General features: G+C 55.1%; 24 protein-coding genes and 1 pseudogene. 6 read left to right on the top strand and 19 right to left on the bottom strand.

Annotated features, from left to right (window positions below; genetic code table 11):
- Window positions 1-68 precede the first annotated feature (68 nt).
- Window positions 69-728: a hypothetical protein gene (locus tag HNQ92_RS19690; RefSeq protein WP_184176439.1), complete on the bottom strand. Its 660-nt coding sequence runs from the start codon at window positions 726-728 to the stop codon at window positions 69-71.
- A 43-nt stretch (window positions 729-771) separates the two neighbouring features.
- Window positions 772-1842, bottom strand: coding sequence for an agmatine deiminase family protein (locus HNQ92_RS19685; RefSeq protein ID WP_184176437.1), 1071 nt, complete (start codon window positions 1840-1842; stop codon window positions 772-774).
- 187 nt (window positions 1843-2029) lie between these two features.
- Between HNQ92_RS19685 and HNQ92_RS19680 the strand changes: the two genes are divergently transcribed.
- Complete coding sequence (locus HNQ92_RS19680; RefSeq protein WP_184176435.1) at window positions 2030-2929, top strand: sterol desaturase family protein; 900 nt, start codon at window positions 2030-2032, stop codon at window positions 2927-2929.
- Between the two features lie 40 nt (window positions 2930-2969).
- Here HNQ92_RS19680 and HNQ92_RS19675 read toward each other — a convergent pair whose 3' ends face one another.
- The 4 genes from HNQ92_RS19675 to HNQ92_RS19660 form a co-directional block, all read right to left on the bottom strand.
- Window positions 2970-3860 carry a carbon-nitrogen hydrolase gene (locus HNQ92_RS19675; RefSeq protein WP_184176433.1) on the bottom strand — a complete coding sequence of 297 codons (891 nt, stop codon included), beginning with the start codon at window positions 3858-3860 and terminating at the stop codon, window positions 2970-2972.
- A gap of 42 nt (window positions 3861-3902) precedes the next feature.
- Window positions 3903-4889: a glycosyltransferase family 9 protein gene (locus HNQ92_RS19670; protein ID WP_184176432.1), complete on the bottom strand. Its 987-nt coding sequence runs from the start codon at window positions 4887-4889 to the stop codon at window positions 3903-3905.
- On the bottom strand, window positions 4873-5814 hold the full coding sequence (locus HNQ92_RS19665) for a lysophospholipid acyltransferase family protein (RefSeq protein ID WP_246440482.1): 942 nt from the start codon (window positions 5812-5814) through the stop codon (window positions 4873-4875). The genes HNQ92_RS19670 and HNQ92_RS19665 overlap by 17 nt, the downstream gene beginning before the upstream one ends.
- 151 nt (window positions 5815-5965) lie before the next feature.
- Entirely contained in the window at window positions 5966-6871 is a 906-nt protein-coding gene (locus HNQ92_RS19660) for a lysophospholipid acyltransferase family protein (protein ID WP_184176428.1), read from the bottom strand.
- Window positions 6872-6978: 107 nt separating this feature from the next.
- Between HNQ92_RS19660 and HNQ92_RS19655 the strand changes: the two genes are divergently transcribed.
- Entirely contained in the window at window positions 6979-7323 is a 345-nt protein-coding gene (locus HNQ92_RS19655) for a hypothetical protein (RefSeq protein WP_184176426.1), read from the top strand.
- A gap of 112 nt (window positions 7324-7435) precedes the next feature.
- Here HNQ92_RS19655 and cobA read toward each other — a convergent pair whose 3' ends face one another.
- The 7 genes from cobA to HNQ92_RS19620 all read right to left on the bottom strand — a co-directional run bounded on the left by cobA (window position 7436) and on the right by HNQ92_RS19620 (window position 16058).
- Window positions 7436-8191: a uroporphyrinogen-III C-methyltransferase gene (cobA, locus tag HNQ92_RS19650; RefSeq protein WP_184176424.1), complete on the bottom strand. Its 756-nt coding sequence runs from the start codon at window positions 8189-8191 to the stop codon at window positions 7436-7438.
- Window positions 8192-8211: 20 nt separating this feature from the next.
- Window positions 8212-10401: a HEPN domain-containing protein gene (locus HNQ92_RS19645; RefSeq protein WP_184176422.1), complete on the bottom strand. Its 2190-nt coding sequence runs from the start codon at window positions 10399-10401 to the stop codon at window positions 8212-8214.
- A gap of 84 nt (window positions 10402-10485) precedes the next feature.
- The gene (locus HNQ92_RS19640) at window positions 10486-11730 is read right to left on the bottom strand and encodes a sulfate adenylyltransferase subunit 1 (RefSeq protein ID WP_184176420.1); all 1245 of its coding nucleotides are present in this window, start codon (window positions 11728-11730) and stop codon (window positions 10486-10488) included.
- Window positions 11731-11811: 81 nt separating this feature from the next.
- Window positions 11812-12717 carry a sulfate adenylyltransferase subunit CysD gene (cysD, locus tag HNQ92_RS19635; protein ID WP_184176418.1) on the bottom strand — a complete coding sequence of 302 codons (906 nt, stop codon included), beginning with the start codon at window positions 12715-12717 and terminating at the stop codon, window positions 11812-11814.
- 126 nt (window positions 12718-12843) lie between these two features.
- On the bottom strand, window positions 12844-13545 hold the full coding sequence (locus HNQ92_RS19630) for a phosphoadenylyl-sulfate reductase (protein ID WP_184176416.1): 702 nt from the start codon (window positions 13543-13545) through the stop codon (window positions 12844-12846).
- Window positions 13546-13592: 47 nt separating this feature from the next.
- On the bottom strand, window positions 13593-14780 hold the full coding sequence (locus HNQ92_RS19625) for a trans-sulfuration enzyme family protein (protein WP_184176414.1): 1188 nt from the start codon (window positions 14778-14780) through the stop codon (window positions 13593-13595).
- Window positions 14781-14864: 84 nt separating this feature from the next.
- Window positions 14865-16058, bottom strand: a complete 1194-nt coding sequence (locus HNQ92_RS19620) for a sulfite exporter TauE/SafE family protein (RefSeq protein ID WP_246440480.1) — start codon at window positions 16056-16058, stop codon at window positions 14865-14867.
- 266 nt (window positions 16059-16324) lie between these two features.
- Here HNQ92_RS19620 and HNQ92_RS19615 point away from each other — a divergent pair, with 266 nt between their 5' ends.
- The gene (locus tag HNQ92_RS19615; protein WP_184176412.1) at window positions 16325-17506 is read left to right on the top strand and encodes an acetyl-CoA C-acyltransferase; all 1182 of its coding nucleotides are present in this window, start codon (window positions 16325-16327) and stop codon (window positions 17504-17506) included.
- A gap of 303 nt (window positions 17507-17809) precedes the next feature.
- On the opposite strand, the gene HNQ92_RS19610 is transcribed toward HNQ92_RS19615, so the two are convergent.
- Entirely contained in the window at window positions 17810-18328 is a 519-nt protein-coding gene (locus tag HNQ92_RS19610; protein WP_184176410.1) for a GtrA family protein, read from the bottom strand.
- Window positions 18329-18622: 294 nt separating this feature from the next.
- Between HNQ92_RS19610 and HNQ92_RS19605 the strand changes: the two genes are divergently transcribed.
- From HNQ92_RS19605 to HNQ92_RS19595, 3 genes and pseudogenes are all read left to right on the top strand, one after another.
- Window positions 18623-19138, top strand: a complete 516-nt coding sequence (locus tag HNQ92_RS19605; protein ID WP_184176408.1) for a hypothetical protein — start codon at window positions 18623-18625, stop codon at window positions 19136-19138.
- Between the two features lie 23 nt (window positions 19139-19161).
- Window positions 19162-19818 (top strand): hypothetical protein, encoded by a 657-nt coding sequence (locus HNQ92_RS19600; protein ID WP_184176406.1) that lies wholly within the window; start codon window positions 19162-19164, stop codon window positions 19816-19818.
- Window positions 19819-19985: 167 nt separating this feature from the next.
- A pseudogene (locus HNQ92_RS19595) lies at window positions 19986-20657 on the top strand (DUF3800 domain-containing protein); the annotation flags it as partial.
- A gap of 160 nt (window positions 20658-20817) precedes the next feature.
- Here HNQ92_RS19595 and HNQ92_RS19590 read toward each other — a convergent pair.
- The 5 genes from HNQ92_RS19590 to HNQ92_RS19570 all read right to left on the bottom strand — a co-directional run bounded on the left by HNQ92_RS19590 (window position 20818) and on the right by HNQ92_RS19570 (window position 26908).
- On the bottom strand, window positions 20818-23076 hold the full coding sequence (locus HNQ92_RS19590) for a DUF7133 domain-containing protein (RefSeq protein WP_184176404.1): 2259 nt from the start codon (window positions 23074-23076) through the stop codon (window positions 20818-20820).
- A gap of 121 nt (window positions 23077-23197) precedes the next feature.
- Complete coding sequence (locus HNQ92_RS19585; RefSeq protein WP_184176401.1) at window positions 23198-24040, bottom strand: SRPBCC family protein; 843 nt, start codon at window positions 24038-24040, stop codon at window positions 23198-23200.
- A 25-nt stretch (window positions 24041-24065) separates the two neighbouring features.
- On the bottom strand, window positions 24066-24401 hold the full coding sequence (locus HNQ92_RS19580; protein WP_184176399.1) for an ArsR/SmtB family transcription factor: 336 nt from the start codon (window positions 24399-24401) through the stop codon (window positions 24066-24068).
- 302 nt (window positions 24402-24703) lie between these two features.
- The gene (locus HNQ92_RS19575; protein WP_246440477.1) at window positions 24704-25801 is read right to left on the bottom strand and encodes a glycoside hydrolase family 43 protein; all 1098 of its coding nucleotides are present in this window, start codon (window positions 25799-25801) and stop codon (window positions 24704-24706) included.
- Window positions 25802-25843: 42 nt separating this feature from the next.
- The gene (locus tag HNQ92_RS19570) at window positions 25844-26908 is read right to left on the bottom strand and encodes an endo-1,4-beta-xylanase (RefSeq protein ID WP_184176397.1); all 1065 of its coding nucleotides are present in this window, start codon (window positions 26906-26908) and stop codon (window positions 25844-25846) included.
- Window positions 26909-26926 lie beyond the last annotated feature (18 nt).

Genomic DNA, 26926 nt, shown 5'->3' with positions numbered 1-26926 from the left:
ACCAAGACGCATTTATTGTACAGCCCACAAAGTTAGCTCCTTTCGGCTCAGGATAAAAACACAAGTACTCAGCGTTTTGGTTTCATGAGGATGGTCCGGCTGCGAAGGTCGTAGGTGAGCTCGTAATGGAAGGTATTGGCCAGGTGGGTACCTTTAAACGTAACCGGTACCGGCCGTTGCGGGCTGGCGAGCGCCTGCTGGTAGCTGAGCTCGGTGCTGTGCTGACCCAGCACGTCGTCGTTGTCGAGGCGGTCGGCGAGTTGAAAACCCACGCCCGCCGCCGATAGCCCCAGCGAGAGGTACTTGAGGGGCGTCAGGGCTACGTCGGCCAGCTCGGCCAGGCCCGCGGGTACTTTGATGATGTCGTGGTACTTGCGGAGTTCGTTTAGGGTGCGGCGCGCTTTTTCGTAGTCGTCAATTTCCACCAGCACCAGCGACGCCACCACCTTGCCGTCTTTGGGAAGCGGAATCTCGATGGGCACGAACGCCTTTTCGTCAAACGCCTGGTTCTTCTTGGTTTCCTGAATGCCCCAGCTGCCGTTGACGGTCTCCACCGCTCGGCCGCTACCATCGAAGCTGGTGAGCGAGTAGGCCATCAGGAGCTCGTCCGTGAGGTTTTCTTCCAGATCCAGCGCCTTGAGCGACGTCACCTGAAGGCTCGTGACCGTTTGGCGGGAAGCCTGGCAGGAGCACAAAAAAATAAGGGCAAAAAAGAGGCTACGCTTCACGAAATGAGGTACTTGTGTTTTTGTAGTTTGGTAAAAAACAAATTTAGACCAGCGGCTCCTGCTGGCTGAGGCAATGAAAACTACCCTGGCCCCAGATGATCTCCGTGGCGAGCAGCGGGATGATCTTCCGTTCCGGAAAGGCTTTTTCCAGGATGTCGATGGCCTGCTCATCGTGCGGATTGTTAAACACGGGCACGATCACGCCCGCGTTGCAGATCAGGAAGTTGGCGTAGGAGCCGGGCGTCCGGAAGCCGTCGATCATCACCGCCTTGGGCATGGGTAGTTCGATGACGTTCAGCGGCTTGCCGTTGAGCAGGCGCATTTCTTGGAGCAGCTTCAAATTGGTTTGAAGTACCTCGTAGTTGGCGTCGTGGGGGTCCGTTTCCACGCAGGCCACCACGGTGTCCTCGCTCACAAAGCGCGTGGTGTCGTCGATGTGGCCGTCGGTATCGTCGCCTACGATGCCGTCTTCTACCCAAAGTACCTGCTCGGTGCCGTAGTAGTTGTGCAGGTACTCTTCGATCTGCTGCTGGCTCAGGTGCGGATTGCGGTTGGTATTTAACAAACACGACCGGCTCGTGAGCACCGTGCCCGCGCCGTTGAATTCCACCGAGCCTCCCTCCATAATGATACCCGGCTGCACCGAAAGCAGCCCCAACTGCTCGGCAATGGCCGTGGGGGTACGGTTGTCGTCGTCGTAAGGAGGGTACTTGCCGCCCCAGGCGTTGTGGCCCCAGTCGATGACCATACGCTGTTTGGTCTCGGGATTGATCAGGAAGGCCGGGCCGTGGTCGCGGCACCAGGCGTCGTTGGTGGGTTTGATCAAAAACTCAATGCGGCTCAGATCAACGCCGATTTTTTCCAGCTCCGCCTGAATAAATCGTTGGAGCGGCTCGTCATTGGCCACGATCCCTACCTGCTCACCCTGGCTGATGGCTTGGATGAACGCCAGGTACTGGGGGCGCATCCGGGCGAGCTTGTCGCCCTGCCAGGAGGCCTCGTTGTGCGGGAAAGTGAGCCAGGTGGCGCGGTGTGGGTGCCATTCGGCCGGAAATAAAAAGCCGAGCTGCTTGGGCGTAAGGGTGGCGTTGGTATGGGGGAAGTGGCGTTCCAAATTTTTTAGCGTAAGTTATTATTCAAAAAAATAAAAGGTACCTTCCGGGTCCTGAGATTGATGGTAACAAAGGTAATGACTTTGCAAAGGTCGTAAAGCGCAGGCAAAGTTCAGCGGCTGGAAGCACGATTCCTTTTTGTACAAAAAAAAGGTATATTTGTGTATTGGTATGCAAGCATAACAAATTATGGATAACCCCATTGTATACGCCATTCCGGTCTTCGTACTTTCCATCGTGGTGGAGGTACTTTACCTGCGCCATTTGCAGCGGCACCAGGATCATTACCAAACCAAAGATACCGTCAGCAGCCTCTCGATGGGCATCGGCAACGTGGTGACGGGCCTGGTGTCCAAAGCCCTGGTGGTGGGGGCGTTGGTCTTAGTCTACAACTACCGTCTTTTTGAGCTAAATCGCGCGGCCTGGTGGTACTGGGTGGCGCTCTTCCTGGCCGACGATTTCAGCTACTACTGGTTTCACCGTACCAGCCACGGCGTGAGGTACTTTTGGGCCTCGCACGTGGTACACCATTCGTCGCAGTACTACAACCTGGGCACGGCCCTGCGCCAGACCTGGACGGGCGAGTTGTCGGGTAGTTTTATCTTTTATCTCTGGATGCCGCTGGTGGGCTTTCATCCCATCGACGTGGTACTGATGCAGGCCATTAGCCTGTTGTACCAATTCTGGATTCATACCGAAACCATCTACAAACTACCCCGGCCCATTGAGTTTATTTTCAATACGCCCGCGCACCACCGGGTACATCACGGCTCCGACGTCAAGTACCTCGACAAAAACCACGCGGGGATTCTCATCATCTGGGACCGGCTCTTTGGTACCTTTCAGGAAGAAGAAGAGCGGCCACGCTACGGCCTCACCACCAACTTGGGTACTTATAACCCGATCCGGATCGCGCTGCACGAGTGGGTCGACATCAGCAAAGATGTGGCCCGCGCACCCTCGCTCAAAGTAGCCCTGGGGTACCTGTTTGGCCCGCCGGGCTGGAGCCACGACGGCTCCCGAAAGACGGCCCGGCAGCTCCAGCAGGAAGAGGAAGCCCGAAAAAAACACGACTTACCAGGTACCTAACCAAAAGCGAGACCCGAGGCTCCGCGCGGCGTTTTGGCAACTACCCCTGGTCAATGTACCTTTTGGTAATGGGCTGGTAGGAATCCACGCGGCGATCGCGGAAGTAGGGCCAGGTGGTGCGGTAGTGTTCCATTTTTTGAAGGTCCAGCTCCTCTACGTGTACAACTTCTTCCTGGTGCGGAGCCAGGTAGAGCAGGCGTCCGTGCGGATTGGCCACAAACGATCCTCCCCAAAACTGCTGCCCTGCTTCCGTTCCTACCCGGTTGACGGACACTACGTACACACCGTTAGCCACGGCGTGGCTGCGCTGGATGGTCTGCCAGGCTCCGTACTGCTCCTCGTTGGTGATGGGGTCCGTTTCGGTGGTATCCCAGCCAATGGCCGTGGGGTAAAACAGGATCTCCGCCCCCATGAGGCTCGTAATGCGGGCGGCTTCGGGGTACCATTGGTCCCAGCAAATAAGTACCCCAATGGTGGCAAATTTGGTTTTGAAAACCTTATAACCGGGATCGTCAGGCGAGGCGTCACCCGGCGTGAAGTAAAATTTTTCGTAGTAGCCCGGATCATCCGGGATGTGCATCTTGCGGTACTTGCCCAGGTAGGTACCGTCGGCGTCGAGGACGGCCGTGGTGTTGTGGTAAAGGCCCTGTGCCCTTTTTTCAAACAACGACGCGATGATCACCACGCCCAGCTCCGCGGCCAGCTGGCTCATGTGGTCGGTGGTAGGGCCGGGTATGGGTTCGGCCAGGTTGAAGTTGGCGTGATCTTCGACGTCACAAAAGTACAGGGACGTAAAGAGCTCCTGGAGGCACACGATCTGCGCGCCCTGCGCGGCGGCTTCCCGGATTTTCTCGGAGGCTTTTTGTACGTTGGCGGCTACGTCCTGGGTGCAGCTCATCTGCACCAGTCCTACGTTTACTTTTTTGGTCATGCGTTGGTTTTTAGCAATGGATCAAGGTCCAGGAAGTAAACCCTATTTCCGGGCGCGAAGTTCTCGGATTTCAAAATCCAGCGGCAGTTCATTCATGCACTTGAAGTGTCCCTGCGGGCAGCTTTTATGGCCAATCTTGGAGCAGGGACGGCAGGGGAGGGCGTTGTTTTCCAGCACCGCAAAGGACGTTTGGTAGGGGTACATGCCGAATTTGGGCGTAGTGTTTCCCCATAAAGAATACACTTTTTTCTTAAAGGCCGCCGCCACGTGCATAAGGCCCGTGTCGTGGGTAAATACGCAGCGGGACTGCCTCACCAGCGAGGCCGACTGGTTGAGGGTGCATTTGCCGCAGGCGTTAAAGATCAGGCCGTCGCCGAGGTACTTTCGGATGGCCTCACCGGCCTCAAAATCTTCCTTTCCTCCCAGCAAAATAACGGGGTAGTCGATCCGCCGACAGAGCTCGATCATGCGGCGCACGGGTAGTTTTTTGGTAAAATGCTGCCCACCGATGGCGTAGGCGACGTAGCCCGCGCGGTGCGTGGCCGGAATCCAGTCGCGCTCCACTACGTCGCGGTACGGAATGAAGTAGTCGAGGCCGTGGTTGTCGTTGATCACCCCCAGCGGAGCTACCGTGGCCATGTAGCGGTCTACTACATGGACGGGCGGCATCACGTTTAGCTTAAAGGTGGTGTACAGCCACTTGTTCACGTTTAGCTTAGAGAAGCTGTACCAACGGGTACCCAGCGCAAGCTTGATTTGCAGCGTCCGCAGGTTGGTGTGCAGGTCGATGACGTAGTCGAAGCGTTCGGCGCGTAGCTGGCTGATGAGGCTCCAAAGGCTGTCTTCGAGGTACCAGCTCTTGGTCAGGTAAGGGTTGGCCTCGAGCAGGGTTTTATATTGGATCTTGGTGCAGTAGTGTACCTCCGCGTCGGGGTATTGCTGCTTGAGGCAACGTACCACGGGCGTCGTGAGCACAATGTCGCCGATGGACGAAAAACGCAGGATCAGGAATTTAGTCGGCTTTCTCACAATCAAAATTTACTTCCAGGACTTGGTCGGGCTGCAATTGGGCCGGGCGCGGGTGTTTCCAGCGTTTGTGGCTCCATAGCCAGTTGGCGGGCTGCCGACGGATGTCCGCCTCCAGCAGCTTGATCTGACGCTCTAATATACCATTATTCGGAATCTCTTTCGGATTTTCGGTAATTAACCTCACACCAATGGTGTAGTGGCCACGCCGGTTTTCGTCCCGCCCGATGACCCCGTAAAGTACCGGAGCATCCAGCTGGCGGGCAATCCGCTCCACGCCCCGAAACACGCCCGTATCCTGGTTCAGGAAGGTAGTCCAGTAGGCTTTGTCGGGCCGGGGTGACTGGTCGTTTACGAGCAAAAACATAAACGGCCTTTGGCGCGGTACACCCGCCTTTTGGTAGGCCTCGTTCATCGGTACCAGTTCGGAGCCAAATTGGGTACGTATCTTGTAAAACCAATCTTCAAAGGTATCGTTGGCGAGGCGGTGGTACACCACCACCACCTGATGCGGGAAGTTGAGCGAGGCAAACAGGTTGGCCAGTTCCCAGTTTCCCAGGTGCCCCAGCACCAGTACCAGGTTTTTATTTTGCGCGTAGTAGTGCTCAAACACGCGGGGATCATACGTAAAGCGCTGATTGACCTCCTCCCGGGTAATGGAGCGCAACTTCACGGCTTCTACCACCAGGTCGGTAAGATTTCGGGAGTAGTCGCGGGCTATTTTTTGAATTTCCGCTTCCTCTTTTTCCGGAAAACTATTGCGAAGATTGACCAGAACGACGTCTTTCCGGTAGCCCACCAAATCAAAAATAAGGTACTTCAATAGATCCGACAGCCGATAAAGCGTACGCCAGGACTGCCGGGAAAGAACTGTAAAGAGAAACAGTAAAAAACGGGTCGTCAGGTTTTTCATACCAAACAATTTCATAGCCAGGTACCTAGCACTTTCAAGAAGCGCTTTTACCTCGGATCGGATTAAGGTGCCAACCGCAAAGATAAGTATACGTGGGTATAGTTGTCTTGATTAGTTGGCTTCCTCAGCCCGCAGGGGGTACTTTTAGGCTAACACCCGTGCGGGTTTATTCAGTTCCGAGGAGTTGGCCGGGCCTCAGTCGGGCGGGCTTGGTGTGCTTCCAGCGGCGGTGGCTCCACAGCCAGTTGGCGGGTTGGTGCTGGATGTCGTTCTCCAGCAGCCGGATTTGCTTTTCCAAAATCCCGTTTTGGGGCATGGCTTTGGGGTGGTTGGTAATGGTGGTAATGGTTACCTGGTAGAAACCTCGCTCGGTTTCTATTTTTTTGAAATCGGCGTAAAGTACCGTTAGATCCTTGTGCCGCGCAATGGCCTCCACACCCCGAAACACGCCCGTATCCTGGTTAAGAAAATGCGTCCAGTAAGCCTTCTCAGGAAAGGGCGACTGGTCGTTGGCCAGCACCACGGCGTAGGGTTTTTTGCTCGGCTTGGAAAGCTCGGTCAGGAGATCATCCATGGGGACCAGCCGGGCACCAAAGCGCGTTCGGAGCCCCAGAAACCAGGAGTCGAAGGCCCGGTTAGCCAGCGGCCGGTACACCACGATGGTGTCATGTTTAAAGCAGAGCGAGGAGAACAGGTTGGCGAGTTCCCAATTGCCCCGGTGGCCCATCACAAAAATGGCGCTCTTGCCCTGGTCAAAGAGCTCGTGTACCACACTAATATCTCCGCGGATTCGCTCCCGTACACAGGTGGCGGGTGCCGTACGTAACTTGATGGTTTCCAGAATCAGGTCGGCAAAGTGCCGGTAGTACTGCCGCGCAATAGAGAGCCGCTGTTCGTCGTTTTTTTCGGGAAAACTCTTTTTTAAATTTTCCCGGACGATGCCCTGCCGGTACTTGATTAGCCCGAAAACCAGCCAGCACAGGCCGTCAGAAAGAAAGTACAGGAACTTCCAGGAACGCCTCGATAGGGCGTCCAGCAGCCAAGTACCTAATCTGGAAGCCCACTGATTCATGTTTTTATTTTTTTACAAGTATACGTTTATTAGGGGTACTTTGGGCAAAGGGTTGGAATTGTTCCCGACAGTTTCTATATTCACTTCTATATAAAGGCTTTTTAACTATGTTTGCGGGATTATTTGACGTAAAAAATGACCGTCGCCTCAGCATGTACCTTTACCGCCTGGGTTTTGGTATGTGGCTCCTCTACCTGGTATTGGGTGCGCCCATGCTGGCGAGCTTTAGCCACTACCGGCAAGATGCGGGGGTACTTTCGGTGGTCTTGATGGTGGTGGGATTTTCGGCTTCGATGGTATTTGAGTACTTTCACCATCCGGCGCTTTACGAGCAAAAGAAAAAGTACCTGTTGATCAGCTACCTGTTTCTGGCGGGCGTAATTTATTTTCTGGAATTTAAGGAAAAAGGCCTTCAGCTCGACTGGACGGCGGTACTTCGCTGGTTTTCCTAGGTACTTTACAGCCTCTATCCCCGGCCTTTTTCCGGCGGAGAAAGTGCTTTTGGCTAGGTACTTTTTTCATAAAGTACCTTTGCTGTAAAGTACCCCTCTGCCTAAAAGTACCCTACGACATCAGGTCGGACTTGGCTTTTTGCGCTACCGACAGCGCCTGGTCGGGCAGGGCCGCGGCGGGCCCGATGACGATGATGGCCGGTGAGCCGATATCCGCCACGTGAGCCAGCGGCAGGATGTTACTGATCCGCCCCGTTACTATTTTTTGATCCGGCAAGGTACCATTTTGAATAATGGCAATGGGCTGGTCCAGCTTGCCGAGGCTGGCGTAGGTTTCTACAATTTCGGGTAGTTTGTGTACCCCCATCAGCACCACCACCGTAGCCGAAGACTGCGCGGCCAGCCGCAAGTCCAGCGAGAGCTGGTGCGCCTGAGTAGTACCCGTCACCACCCAAAAACTCTCACTCACGCCCCGCGTTGTGAGCGGAATCCCCGCCAGGGCCGGCACGGCGTAGCTGCTGGAAATGCCGGGAATCACCTCCGACTCGATGCCGTGGCGGGCGGCAAACGTTACCTCCTCGTAGCCCCGGCCAAACACGTACGGATCGCCCCCTTTCAGGCGCACTACTTCTCCGTACTGGTAGGCATACTCCACGATCATGTAGTTGATCACGTCCTGGCTGCAGCTATGCTTGCCAAACCGCTTGCCCACGGGTACTTTCACGCAGCCGTCGGAGCAGTGCTCCAGCAGGCTGGGGTGCACCAGGGCATCGTATAGTACCACCCGTGCGCCATTGAGCGCGCGCACGGCTTTGAGCGTAATCAGTTCGGGATCGCCGGGCCCGGCGCCAATCAGGGTGAGTTTCATTTTTACCATTTTCAATAAACCTAGCTATCCTGGCCGTGCACCAGCTCCTGGAGTTGGGGCGCGCCGCTGTCGGCCAGTTGCGTTTCGCGGAACGTTTTAACCCGAGCCAGAAAATCCTGGGCCGAGGCAATGAACTGGCTGGCGAAGGCTTCGGTAGGTTCGTTTTTATTGATACTAAAGACCAGCGTTCGGAAACCGTTTTGCTCCTCGGTGCCGGTGGGGTAAAAGCTAGCGCCGAAGTGCTCGTCAAAATCTTTGACAATGCCGTGCTGCGTGTTGGTATTGATGCTTTCGCCAATCAACAGTGCTTTGGCGCTGGTAATGAATACGTTGTACGCGTGGTAGATGGCATCCGCCCACACGCCCGACTGGAAGTTTTCGGTAGCCAGCAATAGTTTTTCTTCGGCTTCGATCAGCGTGGTACCTACCAGGTCAATAAGTACCCCGGCGCACTCGCCCACACCGATTTCCGTTTTGTACAGCTCGTCATGGTCCCAGTCGCGGTAGTCGTCGTCGGTCAGCGCGCTGAGATCCGCCAGCGGCTTCAGCAGTTGGTAAAAGTAGTTTTTGGTTTGGCGGGCATAGTACTGGTTGAAGTACTCGCCTTCGTAGGCGTTAGCCTCGTAGTCGCGCAGCAGCAGCCGGATCGACTCCGGTCCGCGTTTGGCGGGTATTTTTATGACCTTATCGCCAATCTGCCCGGCTCCGTCTCCGGTAAAGCCACCGCCCAAAAGTACCTGCAGGGCGGGAAGTACCAGCTTACCGTTCTTGATCGAGCTTCCGTGAAAACCGATGTTGGAAGCGCTGTGCTGGCCACAACCATTCATGCAGCCGCTGATCTTGATCTTGATGTCGTTGTTGTAAATCGTATCCGGAAATTCCTCCTGCATCATTTTTTCCAGTACCCGCGTGATGCCGTAGCTGCTGGTAATGGCCAGGTTGCAGGTGTCGGTACCGGGGCAAGTGGTGATGTCGGCGGTGCTGTCGAAGCCCGGATCGGCCAGCCCCAGTTCTTTGAGTTTCAGATAAAGCGCGGGCAGGTCTTCGGTCTTCACAAAGCGCAGCAAGTACCCCTGATTGACGGTGACGCGCAGGTCGTCGGCGGCGTACTGGCGCACGAGGTCGGCCAGCTGCCGGGCTACGCTGGAGTGGAAGTCACCCAGCAGTACCCGGAGTTGCACGCCGTACCAGCCTTTTTGTTTTTGTTCAAAAACGTTGGTCGTGAGCCACTGGGTAAAGGCAGGTACCTCGGCTTCGGACAGGGTACTTTGCGCCAGGGCCACGATCGCCTCGGTAGAAAGCGATTCGCGCGCGGGTACTTCTACGTCAAAGGCCGTGGTCTCTACGTTGAATTCTTTATTTTTTAGCGCCAGGCGCTCTTCCTCTACTTTTTCTAAAAGTCCCTCCAGGCCCAGGTCGTTAAGCAGAAATTTCATGCGGGCTTTGTGACGGCGGGTACGCTCTCCGTAGCGGTCAAATACCCGAATCAGCGCTTCGATGAACGGAATAACCTGCTGTTGTTCCAGGAATTCGTGAGCGGTTTGGGCCAGGAAAGGTTGCGCCCCTAACCCACCACCAATCAGTACCTTGAAGCCCCGTACGGTTTCGCCGCTGGCGTTTTGGCCCCATTTCGGGATCAGGCCCACGTCGTGCATGAAGCCAAAGGCGGTATCTTTTTCGGAGGAAGAAACGGCGATTTTAAATTTGCGTCCCATTTCCTGGCAGATTGGGTTGCGCAGGAAGTACTCAAAAATGCTGTGGGCGTAAGGCGTTACGTCAAAGGGCTCGTCGGGATCGACCCCGGCGCGGAAAGAGGCCGTAACGTTCCGAACGGTATTGCCGCAGGCTTCGCGCAAGGTGATGCCCGCGTCTTCCAGCTCGGCCCAGAGCTGGGGCGAATCGGCGAGTTTTACGAAGTGCAGCTGAATGTCCTGGCGGGTGGTGGCGTGCAGGTTTCCGGTAGCGTACTTATCCGAGCAATCCGCAATGCGTACCAGTTGGTCGGCCGTGATGCGTCCGTAGGGTAGTTTGATCCGGATCATCTGTACGCCCGGCTGCCGCTGCCCGTACACACCACGCGCCAGGCGGTACTTACGAAACGCCTCTTCGGTACCTTCCCCGGCGGAGAAAACACCGATTTTGGCCTGGAGCTCCAGAATATCGCGCTGGGCGACCTGGGATACGTTTTCGGAAAAAGTGAGATTGCTCATAAATAGATTTTCTTAGTACTCTATCGGAATAGTATATTAATTCATCCTTTCTTAACGGAAGCCACTCTTGGTTTGTTCCCCGTTCTACTCAATCATGCAGGCACCCACGGTCACGTTGGAAGTTTCGTCGATCAGGATCGCGCCGCCGTTGGTGCGGTTGGTCTGGTACGAGTCGTAGGCGATCGGCTGGGCCGTACGCAGCACAATTCGCGCTATGTCGTTTAGTTTCAGGCTTTCTACTTCTTCCAATTGCTCGTAGGTATTAATATCCACGCGGTACTCGATGCTGCGGATGGAGCAGCGCGTGCGCGAAGTACCGTGTTGAAGCGTGTACTTGCTACCTACTTTTAATTCTTTGCGATCGTCCATCCAGCACACCAATGCTTCCAGATCCTGGCTTAGCGTGGGCAGGTTTTCGGTAGGTACCAGCATGTCGCCCCGGCTGATGTCGATGTTGTCTTCGAGCAGGATCGTGACCGATTGCGGCGCGTAGGCTTCTTCAACTTCCTGGCCACCCAGCTCGATGCGCGCAATCTTCGAGTAGCGCTCGGAGGGAAGTACCGCTACGGTCTCTCCTTTGCGGAAAGCCCCGCTCTGGATGCGTCCGGCATAGCCGCGGTAGTCGTGCAGCTCGTCGGTTTGGGGACGAATGACGTACTGTACCGAAAAGCGCCCGTCGGTGAGGTTGGTTGTTTCGCGGGCGTCCACGTTTTCCAGTACCGAAAGCATGGTTTCGCCGGTGTACCAGCTCATGGCCGTCGACCGATCCACGATGTTATCGCCGTTCAGGGCACTCACGGGAATGATCGTCAGGTTCTTGATATTCAACTTGGTAGCCAGGTCGGTATAGGCCTGGGCAATGCTCAGAAATTTATCTTCGGAGTAGTCGATCAAATCCATTTTGTTGATAGCTACCACTACGTGCGGAATCCCCAGCAGCGAAGCAATGAGCGAGTGACGACGGGTTTGCTCCACCACGCCGTGGCGGGCATCGACCAAAATGATGGCCAGGTCGGCGTTGGAAGCGCCCGTCACCATGTTGCGGGTGTACTGAATGTGCCCCGGCGCGTCGATGCTGATAAACTTCCGATTGGGCGTTTGGAAGTACTTGTAGGCCACGTCGATGGTAATGCCTTGTTCGCGTTCCGAGCGCAGCCCGTCAGTGAGCAGCGCGAGGTCGATCTCGCCCGCGTTGCGGGTTTTGCTGGCGCGTTCGATGGCCTCCATCTGGTCGGCCAGGATATTTTTGGTATCAAAAAGCAGACGCCCGATGAGGGTACTTTTGCCGTCGTCGACGGAGCCTGCGGTGATGAATCTGAGTAAGTCCATGCGTAATGTTTCGATTGATGGCGTTGGCCAGGTACCTTTCAGAGGGTTTTGGGGAAATAGCGTAGGTACTTTTGGTTTGGGTTAAAAATAGCCTCCTTTTTTCCGGTCTTCCATGGCGGCTTCGGTTTGTTGGTCGTCGATGCGGGTTTCGCCCCGTTCGCTGATGCGCGAAATGGTGATCTCGGCAATGACCTCTTCCAGGGTAGCGGCACTGGACTCCACGGCGGCGGTACAGGTCATGTCGCCCACGGTCCGGAAACGTACCTGACGCGTCACGATCTGGTCGTACTCGTCTTTCTGGATTACCTCCGTGTTGGCCAACAGGTGCCCGTCGCGCAGGATGCACTCGCGCTCGTGGGCAAAGTAGATACTCGGCAGGGCGATCCCTTCGCGCTGGATGTAGGCCCACACGTCCAGCTCAGTCCAGTTGGAGATGGGGAATACGCGCACGTTTTCGCCTTTGTGAATGCGTCCGTTGAAAAGATTCCAGAGCTCAGGGCGCTGCCGCTTGGGGTCCCACTGGCCAAACTCGTCGCGAAACGAAAAGATACGCTCCTTGGCGCGGGCCTTTTCTTCGTCGCGCCGGGCGCCGCCGATGCAGGCGTCAAACTCAAACTCCTCGATCGTATCCAGCAGCGTGTAGGTTTGCAGCCAGTTGCGGCTGGCGTTTTTGCCGGTAGGTTCTTTTAGCCCCTTGGCCTTGATGGTATCTTCTACGTAGCGTACCACCAGTTTGGCGCCCAGCTGCTGGGCCATTTCGTCGCGGTACTTGATGGCTTCCGGAAAATTATGGCCTGTATCGACGTGCACCAGCGGAAAGGGAATCTTGCCCGGAGCGAAGGCTTTCTGGGCCAGCCGCACGAGCGTAATGGAATCCTTGCCGCCCGAAAACAGCAAAGCAGGGCGCTCAAACTGACCGGCCACCTCTCGCATGATGTAGATGGCTTCGGCTTCAAGTTGATCGAGGTAATCTAATGATTGGCTCATAGTGGTTTTAATAGGTACTTGCCAACGCGGAACTAGCTGCGGACAGCAAGGGGTACTTCGTATGAATTTCTGGTACTAATTTACTTTTCGGAACGGCTTGGCAAAGTATCCTTCCGGCTCACGGTACTAATGGGCGTGCAGTCCGCACTCTTTTTTGCTTTCGTCCTCCCACCACCAGCGTCCGGCCCGGAAGTCTTCACCCTCGCGGATGGCGCGGGTACAGGGCGCACAACCGATGCTCACAAAGCCTTTGTCGTGCAGGGGATTATAGGGGATGTGGTTGGACTTGACGTACTGAATCACTTCTTCCAAGGTCCAGGGCAGGATCGGGTGGAACTTGAAGAGCTGGTGCGCTTCATCCCATTCCAGCTGGGGCATATCCTGGCGATTGCCCGACTGCTCGGCGCGGATGCCCGTCACCCAGATCTTCGCCCCCCGCAGCGCGCGGTTCAGCGGCTCCACCTTCCGGATGAAGCAGCACTCCTTGCGGTTTTCGACCGAATCATAGAAGCTCAGCGGGCCTTTCTCGCTCACTAGTTTTTCGGCGGCTTCGGTTTGCGGGTAGTACACCTGTATTTTGGTGTCGTAGCGGTTGTTGGTTTTTTGCAGGGTGAGGTATGTTTCGCTAAACAGCCGCCCCGTATCCAGCGTAAAAATGCGGATGGGTAGGTGGTTTTTAAGAATCATATCCGTAATGACCTGATCCTCGTAGCCCAGGCTCGTCGAAAAAACGACCTCGCCCGGAAAGAGTTCCGCCAGGGTCATGAGCGCTTCTACTTCGCTTTTGCCCGTCAGGGCGGCCTGTAAAGAGGGGAGTTGGGTATGCATGGTTGCTTCTATTTTTCTACGTTATGAGGTACCTCGGCTAGGTACTTTTATACCTTTTCGGGTAGGCTGGCCGATACCGCCACGGCATTTTCAAAGTCCTCGATCAGGTCGTCTACGTCTTCCAGTCCCACCGAAATCCGGATCAGTCCCTCGGTAATTCCCAGCGCTACTTTTTCGTCGGGCTTAAGCTTGGAGTGCGTGGTTGTAAAGGGGTTGGTTACGATGGTACGGGTGTCGCCCAGGTTCGACGACAGCGACGGAATCTGCAGCGCCTTCATGAAAGCGGCTACTCGCTCAAAGCCCCCGTCGAGCTCGATGGTCACGACTGCCCCGCCCGCGCTCATTTGCTGCTGAGCCAGCGCGTGCTGCGGATGCGAAGGCAGGAAGGGGTAGTTTACCTGCTTCACGTCCGGGTGCTGCTCCAGGGCCTGCGCCAGCCTGAGGGCGTTGGACGAATGCTTTTCCATGCGGAGCTCCAGCGTTTCCAGGCTCTTGGAAAGTACCCAGGCGTTGAAAGGCGACATCGACGGGCCCGTTTGCCGACAGAAGAACCGCAGGTGCTTGATGTACTTTTCTTTGCCTACTACCACGCCGCCCAGTACCCGTCCCTGGCCGTCCATAAATTTAGTAGCCGAGTGTACAATCAGGTCGGCCCCGAAGTCGGCGGGGGTTTGTAGGGCGGGCGTAGCGAAGCAATTATCGACGTTGAAAATAAGCTCATGCTTTTGGCACAATCTTCCGATCATGGCCAGGTCCACGAGCTCCAGGCCAGGGTTGGAGGGCGTTTCGATGTACACCATTTTGGTGTTAGGCAGCACGGCGGCTTCCCACTCGGCTTCGCTGGCGGTGGCGTCGAGGTAGGTATGGGTAATGCCCCACTTGCTCAGGATCTGCGTAATGATCTGGTGGCTTGAACCAAAAAGCGCCCGGCTGGCCAGCAGGTGGTCGCCCGCCTGGAGCAAAGCCGCCAAACTAGCAAAAACCGCCGCCATGCCCGTGGCCGTCGCAACGCCATCCTCGCTATCTTCGAGCATACACACCTTGTCCACAAACTCCTGCACCGACGGATTCGAGAAGCGGCTGTATAGGTTTCCCTGCTCCGTTTCGTCAAAAAGCGCTTTTCCCTGCTCGGCGCTTTCGAAGGTGAAGCTGCTGGTGAGGAAGAGCGGCGTGGAGTGCTCGCGGTAGTGGGTTTTCTTGGATTGCGTCCGGATGATTTTGGTTTGCTTTTTCATGGATTAATAAATAGTTCGGCGAACAGCTAGTTTGGATATGATTGGGCTTGGACCAGGTACCTTCGGAAAGTACCTCGGCAAACCTTAGCTAAGTACCATGTAAATAATACGTAAACTTACCACAATTACGACGATGCCGACCAATATCATCATGGTTTTTATGGGCAATCGACGCGAGAGCGAGGCGGCAATGGGCGCCGCTGCCGTACCCCCCAGGATCAACCCTACAATGACCTGCCAGTGCGAGAAACCAATAAGGGAAATAAACGTAAGAGAACTGGCCAGCGACACAAAAAATTCGGTGAGGTTGACCGACCCAATGGTGTAGCGCGGATGGCGGCCCCGGGCTATGAGGGTGGATGAAACAATGGGTCCCCAACCCCCGCCGCCGATGGAATCCAGGGAGCCCCCCGCGACGGCCAGCCAGCCTATATTTTTAACCGGCCGCTTCTTCACGTGCTTTTTGAGGGCTTTTTTGATAATAAGTACCCCCAGAATGAGCGTATACGTAGCCACAATGGGCTTGATGATATACACGTACTGTTCCAGGGAAGTGAGTACGTAGGCACCCAGAATAGCGCCAATCACTCCCGGAACGAGGAGCGTTTTGAAAAGCTTGCTGTTGACGTTGCCAAACTTAAGGTGCATGTAGCCCGATACGCCGCTGGTGAAGATTTCGGAGCTGTGCACGCTGGCGCTGGCCACCGAGGGAGGTACCCCCAGCGTGAGCAAGAAGGTAGTGGCCGTGACGCCGTAGGCCATGCCCAGGGCCCCGTCGATCATCTGGGCAATAAAGCCGCCCAGCAGGTAGTATATAAAATCCTCGTCGACCAGCAGGCTGTTGATACCCAGGGCGATCCGGTCGTAGGTGAAGTAGCTGAATAAGAGGTGCCCTACGATCATGAAGGCGATGGCAGCTAAAATATTGGCGGCGATTTCGGTGCGGCTGCGCTCGCGGAAAGCCAGGGTACTTAGGTTAGCCCTCAGCCGGACCAGCCTGTTTCCAGCAGCCGGACCTTCTGGTTCCACCATTGGTAGTTCAGCAATAGAATCGGGCTCGGAGAAAGCAACTAAATCCCGAAACGGAAGATCCGACGCCGCCAGATTCGTCGGGGTAAGTACCAGGTACCCTTCTCCACGGGCCTGGGCGGCCAATTCCAGGTCCTTCTCCGCATCACCCGAACGAATGTACGCAACACTAAGTACCCGCCAGGCAGGATTAGTAGCTAAAGCAACAGCCGGGGCGTTTTTAGGATTAGTAGGAGAAGAAGCTTCCAAAGTCTATATAGTATACTATTTTTATAGATTATACTGGTCAAAAAATAACCCTATCAGGCATGAAAAGGTTCTGCAAAGCTACCCTTGAAGTATGAGTTTTCCAAGAATAAAGCCCTCATAAATCCCAGATAGTTGTACATGGAGAGAAAAACATGCTAAATTGTGTTAAGCAATAAGAAGGTACCTGGTACCTTATCTGTCATATCAAGTACTAATAAAGGTCCCGCCAGTACATGCATGGCGGGGCATCATCAACGTATAAAACCATGCAAGAAGACGTTTTTATCGTAGCGGCCGTGCGCACACCCATTGGTAGTTTTGGAGGTACCCTGGCCGACCTGAGCGCCACCCGGCTGGGAGCCGAGGCCATCAAAGGAGCCCTGGCCCACGCCGCTCTTGACCCACAGCAGATTGAGGAGGTATACATGGGAAATGTCGTGTCGGCCAACGTGGGGCAGGCACCCGCCCGGCAAGCGGCGCTGTACGCGGGCCTGCCGCCGCAAACCATCTGTACTACCGTGAACAAGGTATGTGCCTCCGGCATGAAGGCGGCGGTGCTGGCGGCGCAGTCTATCCGGCTGGGCGACGCCGGGGTGGTAGTAGCGGGCGGCATGGAGAGTATGTCGCAGATTCCGTTTTACCTACCTAAGGCGCGCTATGGCTACGGCTACGGCAACGGCGAGATCGTGGACGGCCTCCTGCGCGACGGCCTCACCGACGCCTACGACCACATCGCGATGGGCGTGTGCGGCGACCGCACCGCCGAGAAGTACCAGATCAGCCGGGAGCAGCAGGACGAGTACGCCATCCGGTCGTACCGGCGGAGCGCCGAAGCTACTGAAAAGGGGTACTTTAAGTCGGAAATAGTACCGCTACAGGTACCTCAGCGCCGGGGCGAGCCGCTGCTGGTGAGCGAGGACGAGGAGTTTCGGAAAGTAAAGTTTGAGAAAATACCTACCCTGCGGCCGGTGTTTAGTGCCGAAGGTACCGTAACGGCCGCCAACGCCTCCACCATCAACGACGGTGCCGCCGCGCTGATCCTGGTCGGAAGTACCCAGGTACAGGAGCTGGGCCTGAAACCGCTGGCACGGGTAGTGGCCTACGCCGACGCCGAGCAGGAGCCCGCCTGGTTCACCACTACGCCCGTACTGGCCACCCGCAAGGTACTTCAGAAGGCCAACCTCAGCCTGGCCGACATCGACTACTTCGAGGTGAACGAGGCCTTCTCGGTGGTGGCGCTGGCCTACCTACAAATGCTGGAGATCGACCTCGAAAAAGTTAATGTACACGGCGGGGCCGTAGCGCTGGGGCATCCGCTGGGCGCATCCGGCGCGCGCATCATGACCACGCTCATCCACGTGCTTCAGCAGCGCGGTGGCCGCTACGGCCTGGCGGCGATCTGCAACGGCGGTGGTGGTGCTTCGGCGGTGATTTTGGAAAGCGTGTAGTTCAAAGTACTTAACGCGAGTTAGGAGACTAGATGATTGATAATACGCAGAATCCGTGCCATCGGCACGCGGTGTTTGTAGCCAAGATGCTCATCCTAATCGCCCGCGTGCCTTTAGGTACGCAACTGCCAGCACTCGTTGCGTACCTAAAGGCACGCCAGGGTCATCTACAATAAACTTACTCTGTAAACATTCGACCGCTACGCGGCCAAGAAGCCCATCGTTCAAAGTACCTATCCTCAAGCAAAAGCGGAAGAATCCTCGTCGATTCTTCCGCTTCTTCTTATGGACTTTTATACAAAACTACTTGATGAGCATCTTCAGCCGGTCGTAGAAGCCAGTACTTTTGAAGGTAAAGGTTTTGTGTAGCGTGTAGTTGCTCACAAAGCTGCAGCCCATCCCAAAAATATAGCACACCATTTCGTTCACGTTGACGTGCTTAACCGAAAACGGAATCTGGTATTGGTAGGTTTGAAAGTAGCTGTTGGAAATGAAATAGGCCAGTCGGGTGGCGATGTCGGTCACGAAACCCGAAAAAAGGGCAACCATAAAAAACTTCACCATTTCGCGGCGAGTCTGGTTGGTACGCCGAGCATCAAAAGCAAAAAGCTTGGTGAGTACAAAGCCAACGGCCAAAGAAAGAAGGTACGACGGCCAGATGGATTGCTGGAAAGTCAGATCGAACCAATCTTGTAACAAGCTACTGCTGACCAGCTGCACGATGGCTCCGGTACCGGCTACCAAAAAATAAGCAAATAAGTCTTTGGGATTGAATACTTTACTCTGTTTGGGAGGCTTTACTCGCTTCGTCTTAACTTCCACGTAGGCTATTATTAAAGGTAGGCATGTATCAATGAGCGCTCAATATTAGCCATAAAACATGCTTCAAGCAACGAATGCCGCACAAATTGAGGCAACGGCCTGAGGCCACCATTCTTTCTCTATCACCGGGCCATTAGCCGATCGGTGTGATTTGGCCTTCTTCTCGGTGATTAAAACCCTTATCTTTAGGGAACATTCCTCTTCCTGCTGGTTATAATAGGAGGAAATGTTCCAAGCTCGGCGCACGTCACCAGCGGCGCTTCTTCAATCTACCATGAAAAAAATAGTTTACGCATGAAAAAGTGTATCGTCATAGTTTCTTTGCTTCTTTTTGTAGGATCAAGCCTGGCGCAGGCTCAAATCCAAAGCTGGGCCGCGGGCTTCAAGCTCGGGGAGCCTACGGGAGTGAATTTACGAAAGTACGGCGACCGCAACGCCCTGGACATTACCGTGGGTACCTACGGCATGTTGCTGGGCAACTACCGTGACTACCGCAGCGGCAACTACCGCACCATGGGCCTGATGCTCAACGGTTCTTACCTATGGTACGCCCCCTTGTTTCGGGAGCGGATGTCGGCCTACGCGGGCGTGGGGCTTCAGGTCAACTCCCGGCGCTACTACCCCAACCGCTTCGATAACCTGCACGTCAAGAATATTTCGCTGGGGCCTTCGGGTACCGTGGGTCTGGAGTACTTTTCGCCCTACAAAAGTACCTCGTTCTTTTTGGAAGGAGGTGCCTACGTGGAGTTTCTGCCGGGGTTCTTTTTTACGAGTCCGCAGCTAAGTATAGGAATCAGAACTAATTTTTAGAGACATCTTGAACGCCAAAACCGATGAAAAAGATAACTGTGAGAGGAGCCGTGCTGCTAGGGATCGTTCTATTTTCGTCCTGTGCTGGCCCGCAAAACTTTACCGATAGCCTGCGCCGCACCGACCGTTCGTTGGCCGACCGACGCCCAGCCGCCGCCGAGAACTACCGCTATCCCCAAACTCCCGATCCCCAGGGTACTTCGGAGGTTTGGTCCCGACCCGTAACCACGGACAGCAGCGCTCATCCAACCCCTAACGCCCGCTCCACGGAGCCCACTCGTGATGACAGTCAGTGGGACAATCGGTACGGGTACCGGGCCAATCAGAATCTGAGGTACTACCGCGAAAACCAAGCTACTTCCAACCAGCCCAGCGCCTGGATGCAAGAGCAAATTCGACTGGAAGAGCTGGGCGAGCTTGTAGCGCAGGCGATTGACCAGGCAGAGGACGGGATGGATCAGGTAGAAGCCCGGATGATGAACGGAAACCGCCGCGCGCGCCTCGACGCCGAAGCCGACCTGGTAGCCCTGGCGGAAGTACGGGAGGCGCTCTTTCGAACGTACCTAAAAGTGAACCGTAGAGGCAACAAAGACTTACCTACCCTCGAACGCGAAGTACAGGAACTGCTCCGAGACGCCCGCGAGCTCAACGACGCGCTAAGCGCTGCCGCTAAGCCGTAGGGGTACTTTTAGGAAGTACCTGCTAAGATTCATCCAAAATAATGCAACTTTGTTTTTTTGTTTGAAATTATTAACTTTGTAATGCAGTTGAGAGGTCCGACCTATTTGGGCCGTGAGAACATGGTTTCTCCTTGGCTGCTTTTTTTATGTACTAACTCTACGCAGATGAATCTGGTAGTTCCGCGGATTCACATCAAAAGCATTTTGTTTTAGCAGGAGTGTCCCTATTTGAAAGGCAGGGATATTGGATAGCTAACGAGTTAGACAGAATTGCATCACGCATAAATCCGGCTGACCCAGCTTCGGTTGAACTACATGGCAATCCCATTTTTGGAGGAAAAAAAATTTGGAGAAGGTTTCCAAAAGATAATAGATGTGAAATTATTAAAGACGCTCTAGGAGTCTTAGCGGATTCACATCATTCAAACCGAATATTTGCCTGCATTATTAATAAATTAAAGGTTTCTCCCCGTGATTCAGTTGAAATGGCGTTTGAACAATTAGCAAGCCGATTTGATCATTATTTAGCGCGATTACATAAACAAGAAGACCCTCAAAGAGGGATTATCATTTTTGATAAATCAACGTATGAGACAACTATCCAAGGATTAGCTACTAATTTTAGAACTATCGGTCATTCTTGGGGTGTACTTCGCAATTTATCTGAAGTTCCATTATTTCTTGATTCGCGCGCTTCACGCTTAATCCAATTAGCGGATCTTATTGCGTATGCCACATTCAGAAAGTATGAACACGGTGATGACCAGTTTTTTACTATTATTGAAAACCGGTTTGATCAGGTAGGAGGGATTGTTCATGGATTGTGTGAAAAGCTTTAGAAAAAACATTGTATGTTTTATATCTCCGAAAGGATGAAGATCAACCAACCGCTGGTCTACATCCGGGAAGATGGCCGAACGGTGGCAGAGTATAAAGACGGGCGAGTGGAGGTAGTTCGGTGATTATATATGTGATCGCACCATAAGTACCCCTAATCCGCTACTTTTTCTGATTTTTTTTGGCTGCCATAAGCTCCTCCCAAGTCCAGGGCTCGCGGCGGTCCGTGGTTTTCTCCCGAACGGCCTGCACCTGTTCGGGCTTCACGATCACCCAATTGCGGTAGCCTTCGTTCATTTCGGGGAAGCTCCGCATACAAAGGTCGTAGCGTACGTAGTTGAGCACGGCCGCGATCCACTCGTCGCTGTTGGAGCCCATCGGGGGCATGTGCTCCGAGTACTTTTCCCCGTCTACGGGTCCTTTCAGGCCGTGGAGCATGATCTTGATCACTTCCTCCTTGTTTTCAATGAGCTTAAATTTTCCGATCAGCGGCGGGGCGAGCTGCGTGGGGGTACCTTGCCCCTCGGGACCGTGGCAGGTGGCGCAAAGGGTACCAAAGATCGTGGCTCCTTCCAGCACCGACTTCCGAACGGGCTCAGCCAGGCTCATGAGCTTATACCCGTATTTTTTCACTTCTTCTTTCTTGCGAAGACTTTCTTCAATACCCGTCAACATCTCGTGGCTGGGTTTCCGGGCTCGGAGCGCTGCCACCATTTTTTGGGCCTGAGCAGCGGTAGCCACGCTCAGCGAGAGCCGCAACTGCACCAATACGTCGTCACTTTCGTCGGCTACCAGGGTTTGTAGTTTGGCAAGTACCTGAGCGTCGTTTTTTTGCAAATAGGGCTCACTGATCCAGATCGCGGCTTTCCGGAGCTGGGCGTCGCGGTCGGTCAGGAGTGGTAGCAACAGGGCTTTGTCTACCGCTTCGAGGCCTTCCAGGGTCCAGAGTGCGTGCAGCCTTCCCAGCGGCGAGGTACCTTGTTCTTGTCCCAGCGCCTTTTTGCGCAGTACTTCTACCACTTTTTTTTCATTCCGTACGATCAGCTCCTTTTGGGCGTTATCGCGCCACCAGCCGTTGGGGTGGTCGAGGTACTTCACCAATGCGGCCGTGGGTTCGTCCAGCAGCCGGGGCTTGGGGCCGGGCTCGATGCCCTCGTACACCAGGCGGTAGATCCGACCATTCTTGATGTTCTTGTCCAGGCCTTTACTCATGATCTGGCCGTAGAGGTAGGAGCCGGGTTGCGCCCAGGTAGCTTGCTGGATAATGCCCCGGTACATATCCACGATGTACAGGCAGCCGTCAGGACCGGTGTAGGTATTGACGGGCCGGAAGTTCAGGTCGGTGGAGGCAATGAATTCGTCCTGGTGGTAGACGTTGGCCAGGGTCGTTTTTCCGTTTCGGGTGGTAACGTTAGCCCGGCGAATCACCCGTGCTACGGGCTCGGCCACGAGGTAGTCGCCGTGCAGGCTTTGGGGCAGGCGGTCGCCGCGAAAAATGGATTGCCCGCAGGCCGCCGTGACGTGCGCCATGGTACTGTCGGGTCGCAGCTTACCGGCACCACCGTTTACGTCGGGCGTTTTGACGATGGGCCAGACGGCCCCAAACTCGGCCTCATTATAAGCGTCGGCAAACTCCAGCTGCCCGTATTTAGGGTTAATCTGGAAACCCGAGCCGACGTTCTCGGGAGCGGCCCGGCAAAAAAACAACCGCCCGTAGTTGTCATGGGTGAGGCCCCACTGGCCGTTGGAGCCGCTGATGAGGGTATCGGCCACTAACTTACCCTTTTTGTAGCGAAACCGCACCGGATCGACGGTCTGGTAAATCCAGTTGTCGAGGTTCCAGTCCAGGCCGCTGCGCTGGTGCTCCACGTTGCCGTAGGCTTTTTGCTCCGACTGGTACACCGGCCGCTTTTTGTCGGCTTTGCCGTCGCCGTTAGTGTCTTCGTAGGCGTAAATATCGTAGGTGTCGGTTTCGTTGACAAGTACCTCGCGGCCCACGCACAGGATCATGCGGGGAAGTACCAGCTGGTCAATAAAAACCGAGCTTTTGTCCATCTTGCCGTCGTTGTCGGTATCTTCGAGCAGCATAATCCGGCTGCGGGCCTCGCGCTCACCCGAGCCAGCGACATCCTGCATGTAGGTTTCCATTTGGGCTACGTACAGGCGGGCGTTGCCGTCCCAGGCCAGGGCCAGCGGCTCAGAAATCATGGGCTCACTGGCCACTACCTCCAGCCGGTACCCTTTGGGTAGCCGGAACGTTTTCAGGGCTTCGTCGGGTGGTAGAGGTACCAGTACCGGCTCCTGGCTCACCACGCGCGGACTGGCGAAAGGATCTTCCTGAGCATCAAAAGCGTAAAAGGCCGAAAGGGTACCTGCCAAAAAGAGCAGCACCACCAACCCGGGTCCGTACTTTTTTATCATGGTAAAAAAATCGATGGTCAATAGCTGGCGTAAAATCTGGGGTAGTTTGAAACTAAAAAAGGCATCAGCGGTAGGTACCTACTGATGCCAGGTTTGTAGGGGGTACTTTCAGAAAGGTACTTTACGCTTCGGCCAACGATTTTATGGAAGCCAGAGCCTGCTCCCAGTAGGGCGTGTGCTCTTTTATCACTTTCAGCGACAGCAGCCCGGCTTCCACCGAAAGGCGCGTTTGGCCCTGGGCCTCGCTGAGTACGTAGGTTTCGCTGTAGGTACCCGTCGGGGCGGGCGGGGTACTTTGCACATCGTCATAATAATCGACCCTCAACCGGACCGCTTCCTCCCGCTGCGTCACGACGCCCTTCGCGCCTATGTTTCCCTCGGCGTCTTTCCAAAGTACCTCCGAGCCCATGCTCCAGCTGGCCTCGACGAAAGTACCCTCGCCAAAAGCCTGCGCCCACTGGCTCACGTAGGCCGAAGCCACCAGTACTTCCCAGACCTTAGGCGCAACGGCGGCGATTTCCACGGATTGCCGCAAGGTACTTGTCTCCACAAATTCTTTCAGCGAAGTACCTATGATCTCGTTCCAGCCTGCCTCGAAGTTGCCTCGGGCCAGGTCGGGGTTGCTGAGCGGGAAAGTTTCGAGGCCTGCGTGGGTCAGGACCAAGCGCGTGTACTCGCCTTCGTCAAAAAGCTCAAAGGTCACGAAAGAGTTGCCCGCGTAGCCGTCGTACCGCCAGCTGTAGGTGAGTTTTTGGCCCACCACTACCTCGGTCACTTCGCACAAGTGAAGGTACTTATTGCCGTCTTTGCCTCCTTCAAACCGAAACGCAAAGCCTACTTCGGGCTTGAATTCCGGCAGGTCGAAGTACCATTGTTTCATTTGTTCGTGGTCGGTCAGGGCCTGCCATACTTTCTCGATCGGGGCCCGGTAGCGGCGTTCCAGGATCAGCGGTTCGTGTTGCATAGGTCATTTGGGTTTAGGATAAAACTTACTTTTTCTTTTTGGGGGAAGGGGTAGTTTGCTCCAGCGCCAGGAAGTCGTCCAGAGCGTCGAGCTTTGCGTTCCAGAAGGCCCGGTACTGCTCGATCCAGTCAGATACTTCCCGTAGCTGCTGGAGCCGGGCTTCGCAGTACCTTTCGCGCCCCCGCTGCCGCACCACCACCAGCCCGCACTCGGTCAGGATTTTGATGTGCTTGGAAATGGCCGGACGACTCACTTCAAAATGCTCCGCAATGGTGTTCAGATTCAGCGAGCGGTGCGCCACCATCCCGATGATAGCCCGGCGCGTGGGATCGGCAATGGCCTGGAATACGTCTCTTCTCATGATGTGTCAGGTACTTCAATGGGTACTAATTCGTAACCATTCGGTTTCTAAATATAAAGGAAACCCTTTGGTTACGCAAAATGATTTTTACGAATTTTCCAAAGTACCTGCCGATTCTGTAAAAAGTACCCCTGAATGCTACGCAAGGTACCTAAGTAGTTTTTTAGTCAAAAAGAAAAAAGCCACTTCCCGGGCATGGGAAGCGGCTTTTGGCAAAGTGAGGATATAGATCGGAAAGGAAGTGTAAGCGAATTAGAAAATAAGAGGCAAAGTACCCTTTGCCCCATGCCCCGTACCCGCAGCTAGCGCATGGCGCTGAGGGTTTCGATGGTGCCGTCGGGACGGTGGGTGAGCTCGGTGACTTTGATGTTGCGGAGGTGCGTCTGGCCGGAGAGCTGCGTGTCGTGGTAAAAAAGGCACCATTTTCCCTCAAACTCCACGATGGAGTGGTGGTTGGTCCAGCCTTCCACGGGTTTGAGAATGACACCCTGGTAGGTAAAGGGCCCATAAGGACTGTCGCCGATGGCGTAAGCGATGTTGTGCGTATCGCCGGTGGAGTACGAGAAATAGTACTTGCCGTTGTAGCGGTGGAGCCAGGCGGCCTCAAAAAAGCGCTTATCGTTGTCGCCTTCGGTGAAAAGCTTGCCGTTTTGGTCCACGATCTTCACGTCGCGAGCGGGTTCGGCCAGGCTCTTCATGTCAGCGTTGAGACGGGCTACTTTGGGCAAAAACGCCTCTTGGGTACCTTGACGAAGCGCTCCGGTGGAGTCGTAGGTACCTTGGGCCCAGCGCTGGAGCTGTCCGCCCCAAATGCCCCCGAAGTACAAATAATGGGTACCGTCGGTATCTTCAAAAACCGCCGGGTCGATGCTGAAAGTACCCTTGATGGGCTCTTTCTCGGCCACAAACGGCCCGGTGGGAGAGTTGCTGGTGGCTACGCCGATCCGGAAGACGTCCTCCTTGTCTTTGGCCGGAAAGTACAGGTAGTAGGTACCATTCTTAAAAGCGGCGTCGGGAGCCCACAGCTGGCGGCCCGCCCACGGAATATCCTCGATGGCCAGCGCCACGCCGTGGTCGGTGACGGTACCCGTGGGGCTATCCATGGAAAACACGTGGTAGTCGCGCATGCCGAAGTGCGAGCCGTTGTCGTCCTGCGGAATGCCCGCGTCGATGTCGTGCGAGGGGTAGATGTACAGCTTGCCATTGAAAACGTGCGCCGAGGGGTCGGCGGTGTAAAGCTCCGTCACGAGCGGCTGCGAAAGGTACTTGGAGTCCGCGGCGGTGGTGTCAGAAGCAGTGCTATCCTGGCCCGACTGCGAGCCGCAGCCTCCCAATGAGCCCAAGAGCAGCGAGGCAAACAAGTAGGTAGGGTACTTTAAGCGAGGTTGATTGATCATCATAGGTGTTTAAAATATAGCTAAGTGGTGAAGGGGTACTTTGGCTCAGAACTCAACGACCTTCCAGTAGGCTTTTTTGGGCTGGTAGTTCTGGTCGAAGAGCAGCGGGTAGTCTTTGCGGCCGCGCACGGGGAAATTGTCGAGCCAGGAGCTGCGGTCAGACAGGTTCCAGAACGTCACGCTGGTAATTTTGTCCTTGTGTTTGCGAAGTACCCCGAAGATCCGCTGGTACTGGTCGATTTGCTGCTGCTCTTGCTCGGGCGTGAAGGTACTTACGTCGGTGTCGCGGCGCTCGCGGCGGGCGTGTTCTTTGGGATATACCGACATATCCAGCTCCGTAATATGTACCTGTAGTCCCAGCGAGGCAAACTTCGTGATGGATTCTTCCAAAGCCTCCGCCGTAGGGTCCGTGAGCGACCAGTGGCCCTGCAAGCCCACGCCGTGCACAGGTACCCCTTTGTCCAGCAACCCTTTGAGCAGCGTGTAGATCCGATCGCGCTTGGAGGTACTTTCGGTGTTATAATCGTTGTAAAACAGCAGGGCGTTGGGGTCGGCGGCATGGGCGTACTCAAAAGCCCGGGCAATGTACTCTTCCCCGATGATCTTGTACCAGTTGGACTCGCGGTAGATGTTACCCGGGGCGTCGGGTACGGCTTCGTTTACCACGTCCCAGGCGTAGATTTTCCCTTTGTAGCGGCCCACCACGGTGGTGATGTGTTCCTTGAGGCGCTGTAAAAGTACCTCCTTGCTCACCTCTTTGCCGTCTTTATCTTTAAAAAACCAGTCGGGCGTTTGGTTGTGCCAGCAGAGCGTATGGCCGCGCATCTTCATGCCGTTGGCCTGGGCAAAGGCCACGATCTTGTCGGCGGGCTCCCAGTTGTAGGTACCTTCGGTGGGGTGAATGGGTTGCGGTTTCATGACGTTTTCGGCCGTCAAGCTGTTGAACTGCTTCCGCAGCAGCTCGGCTTCCGGCCCCTCCTCAACGGTGCGGGGTGTTACGGCCGCGCCCACCGGAAAGTACGACTGGTAGTAGTCCTTCAAGCCTTTATTGGATTGAGCCCAGCCCGCACCTGACATCAGACTCAGAACAAGCAAAACGATTTTTTTCATAGGTATTCGGTTAGATTT

This window comes from Rhabdobacter roseus (assembly GCF_014202275.1).
Classification (GTDB): Bacteria; Bacteroidota; Bacteroidia; order Cytophagales; family Spirosomataceae; genus Rhabdobacter; species Rhabdobacter roseus.
Note: the sequence above shows the minus strand (reverse complement) of the source record. Positions and strands in the feature narration are given on the sequence as shown.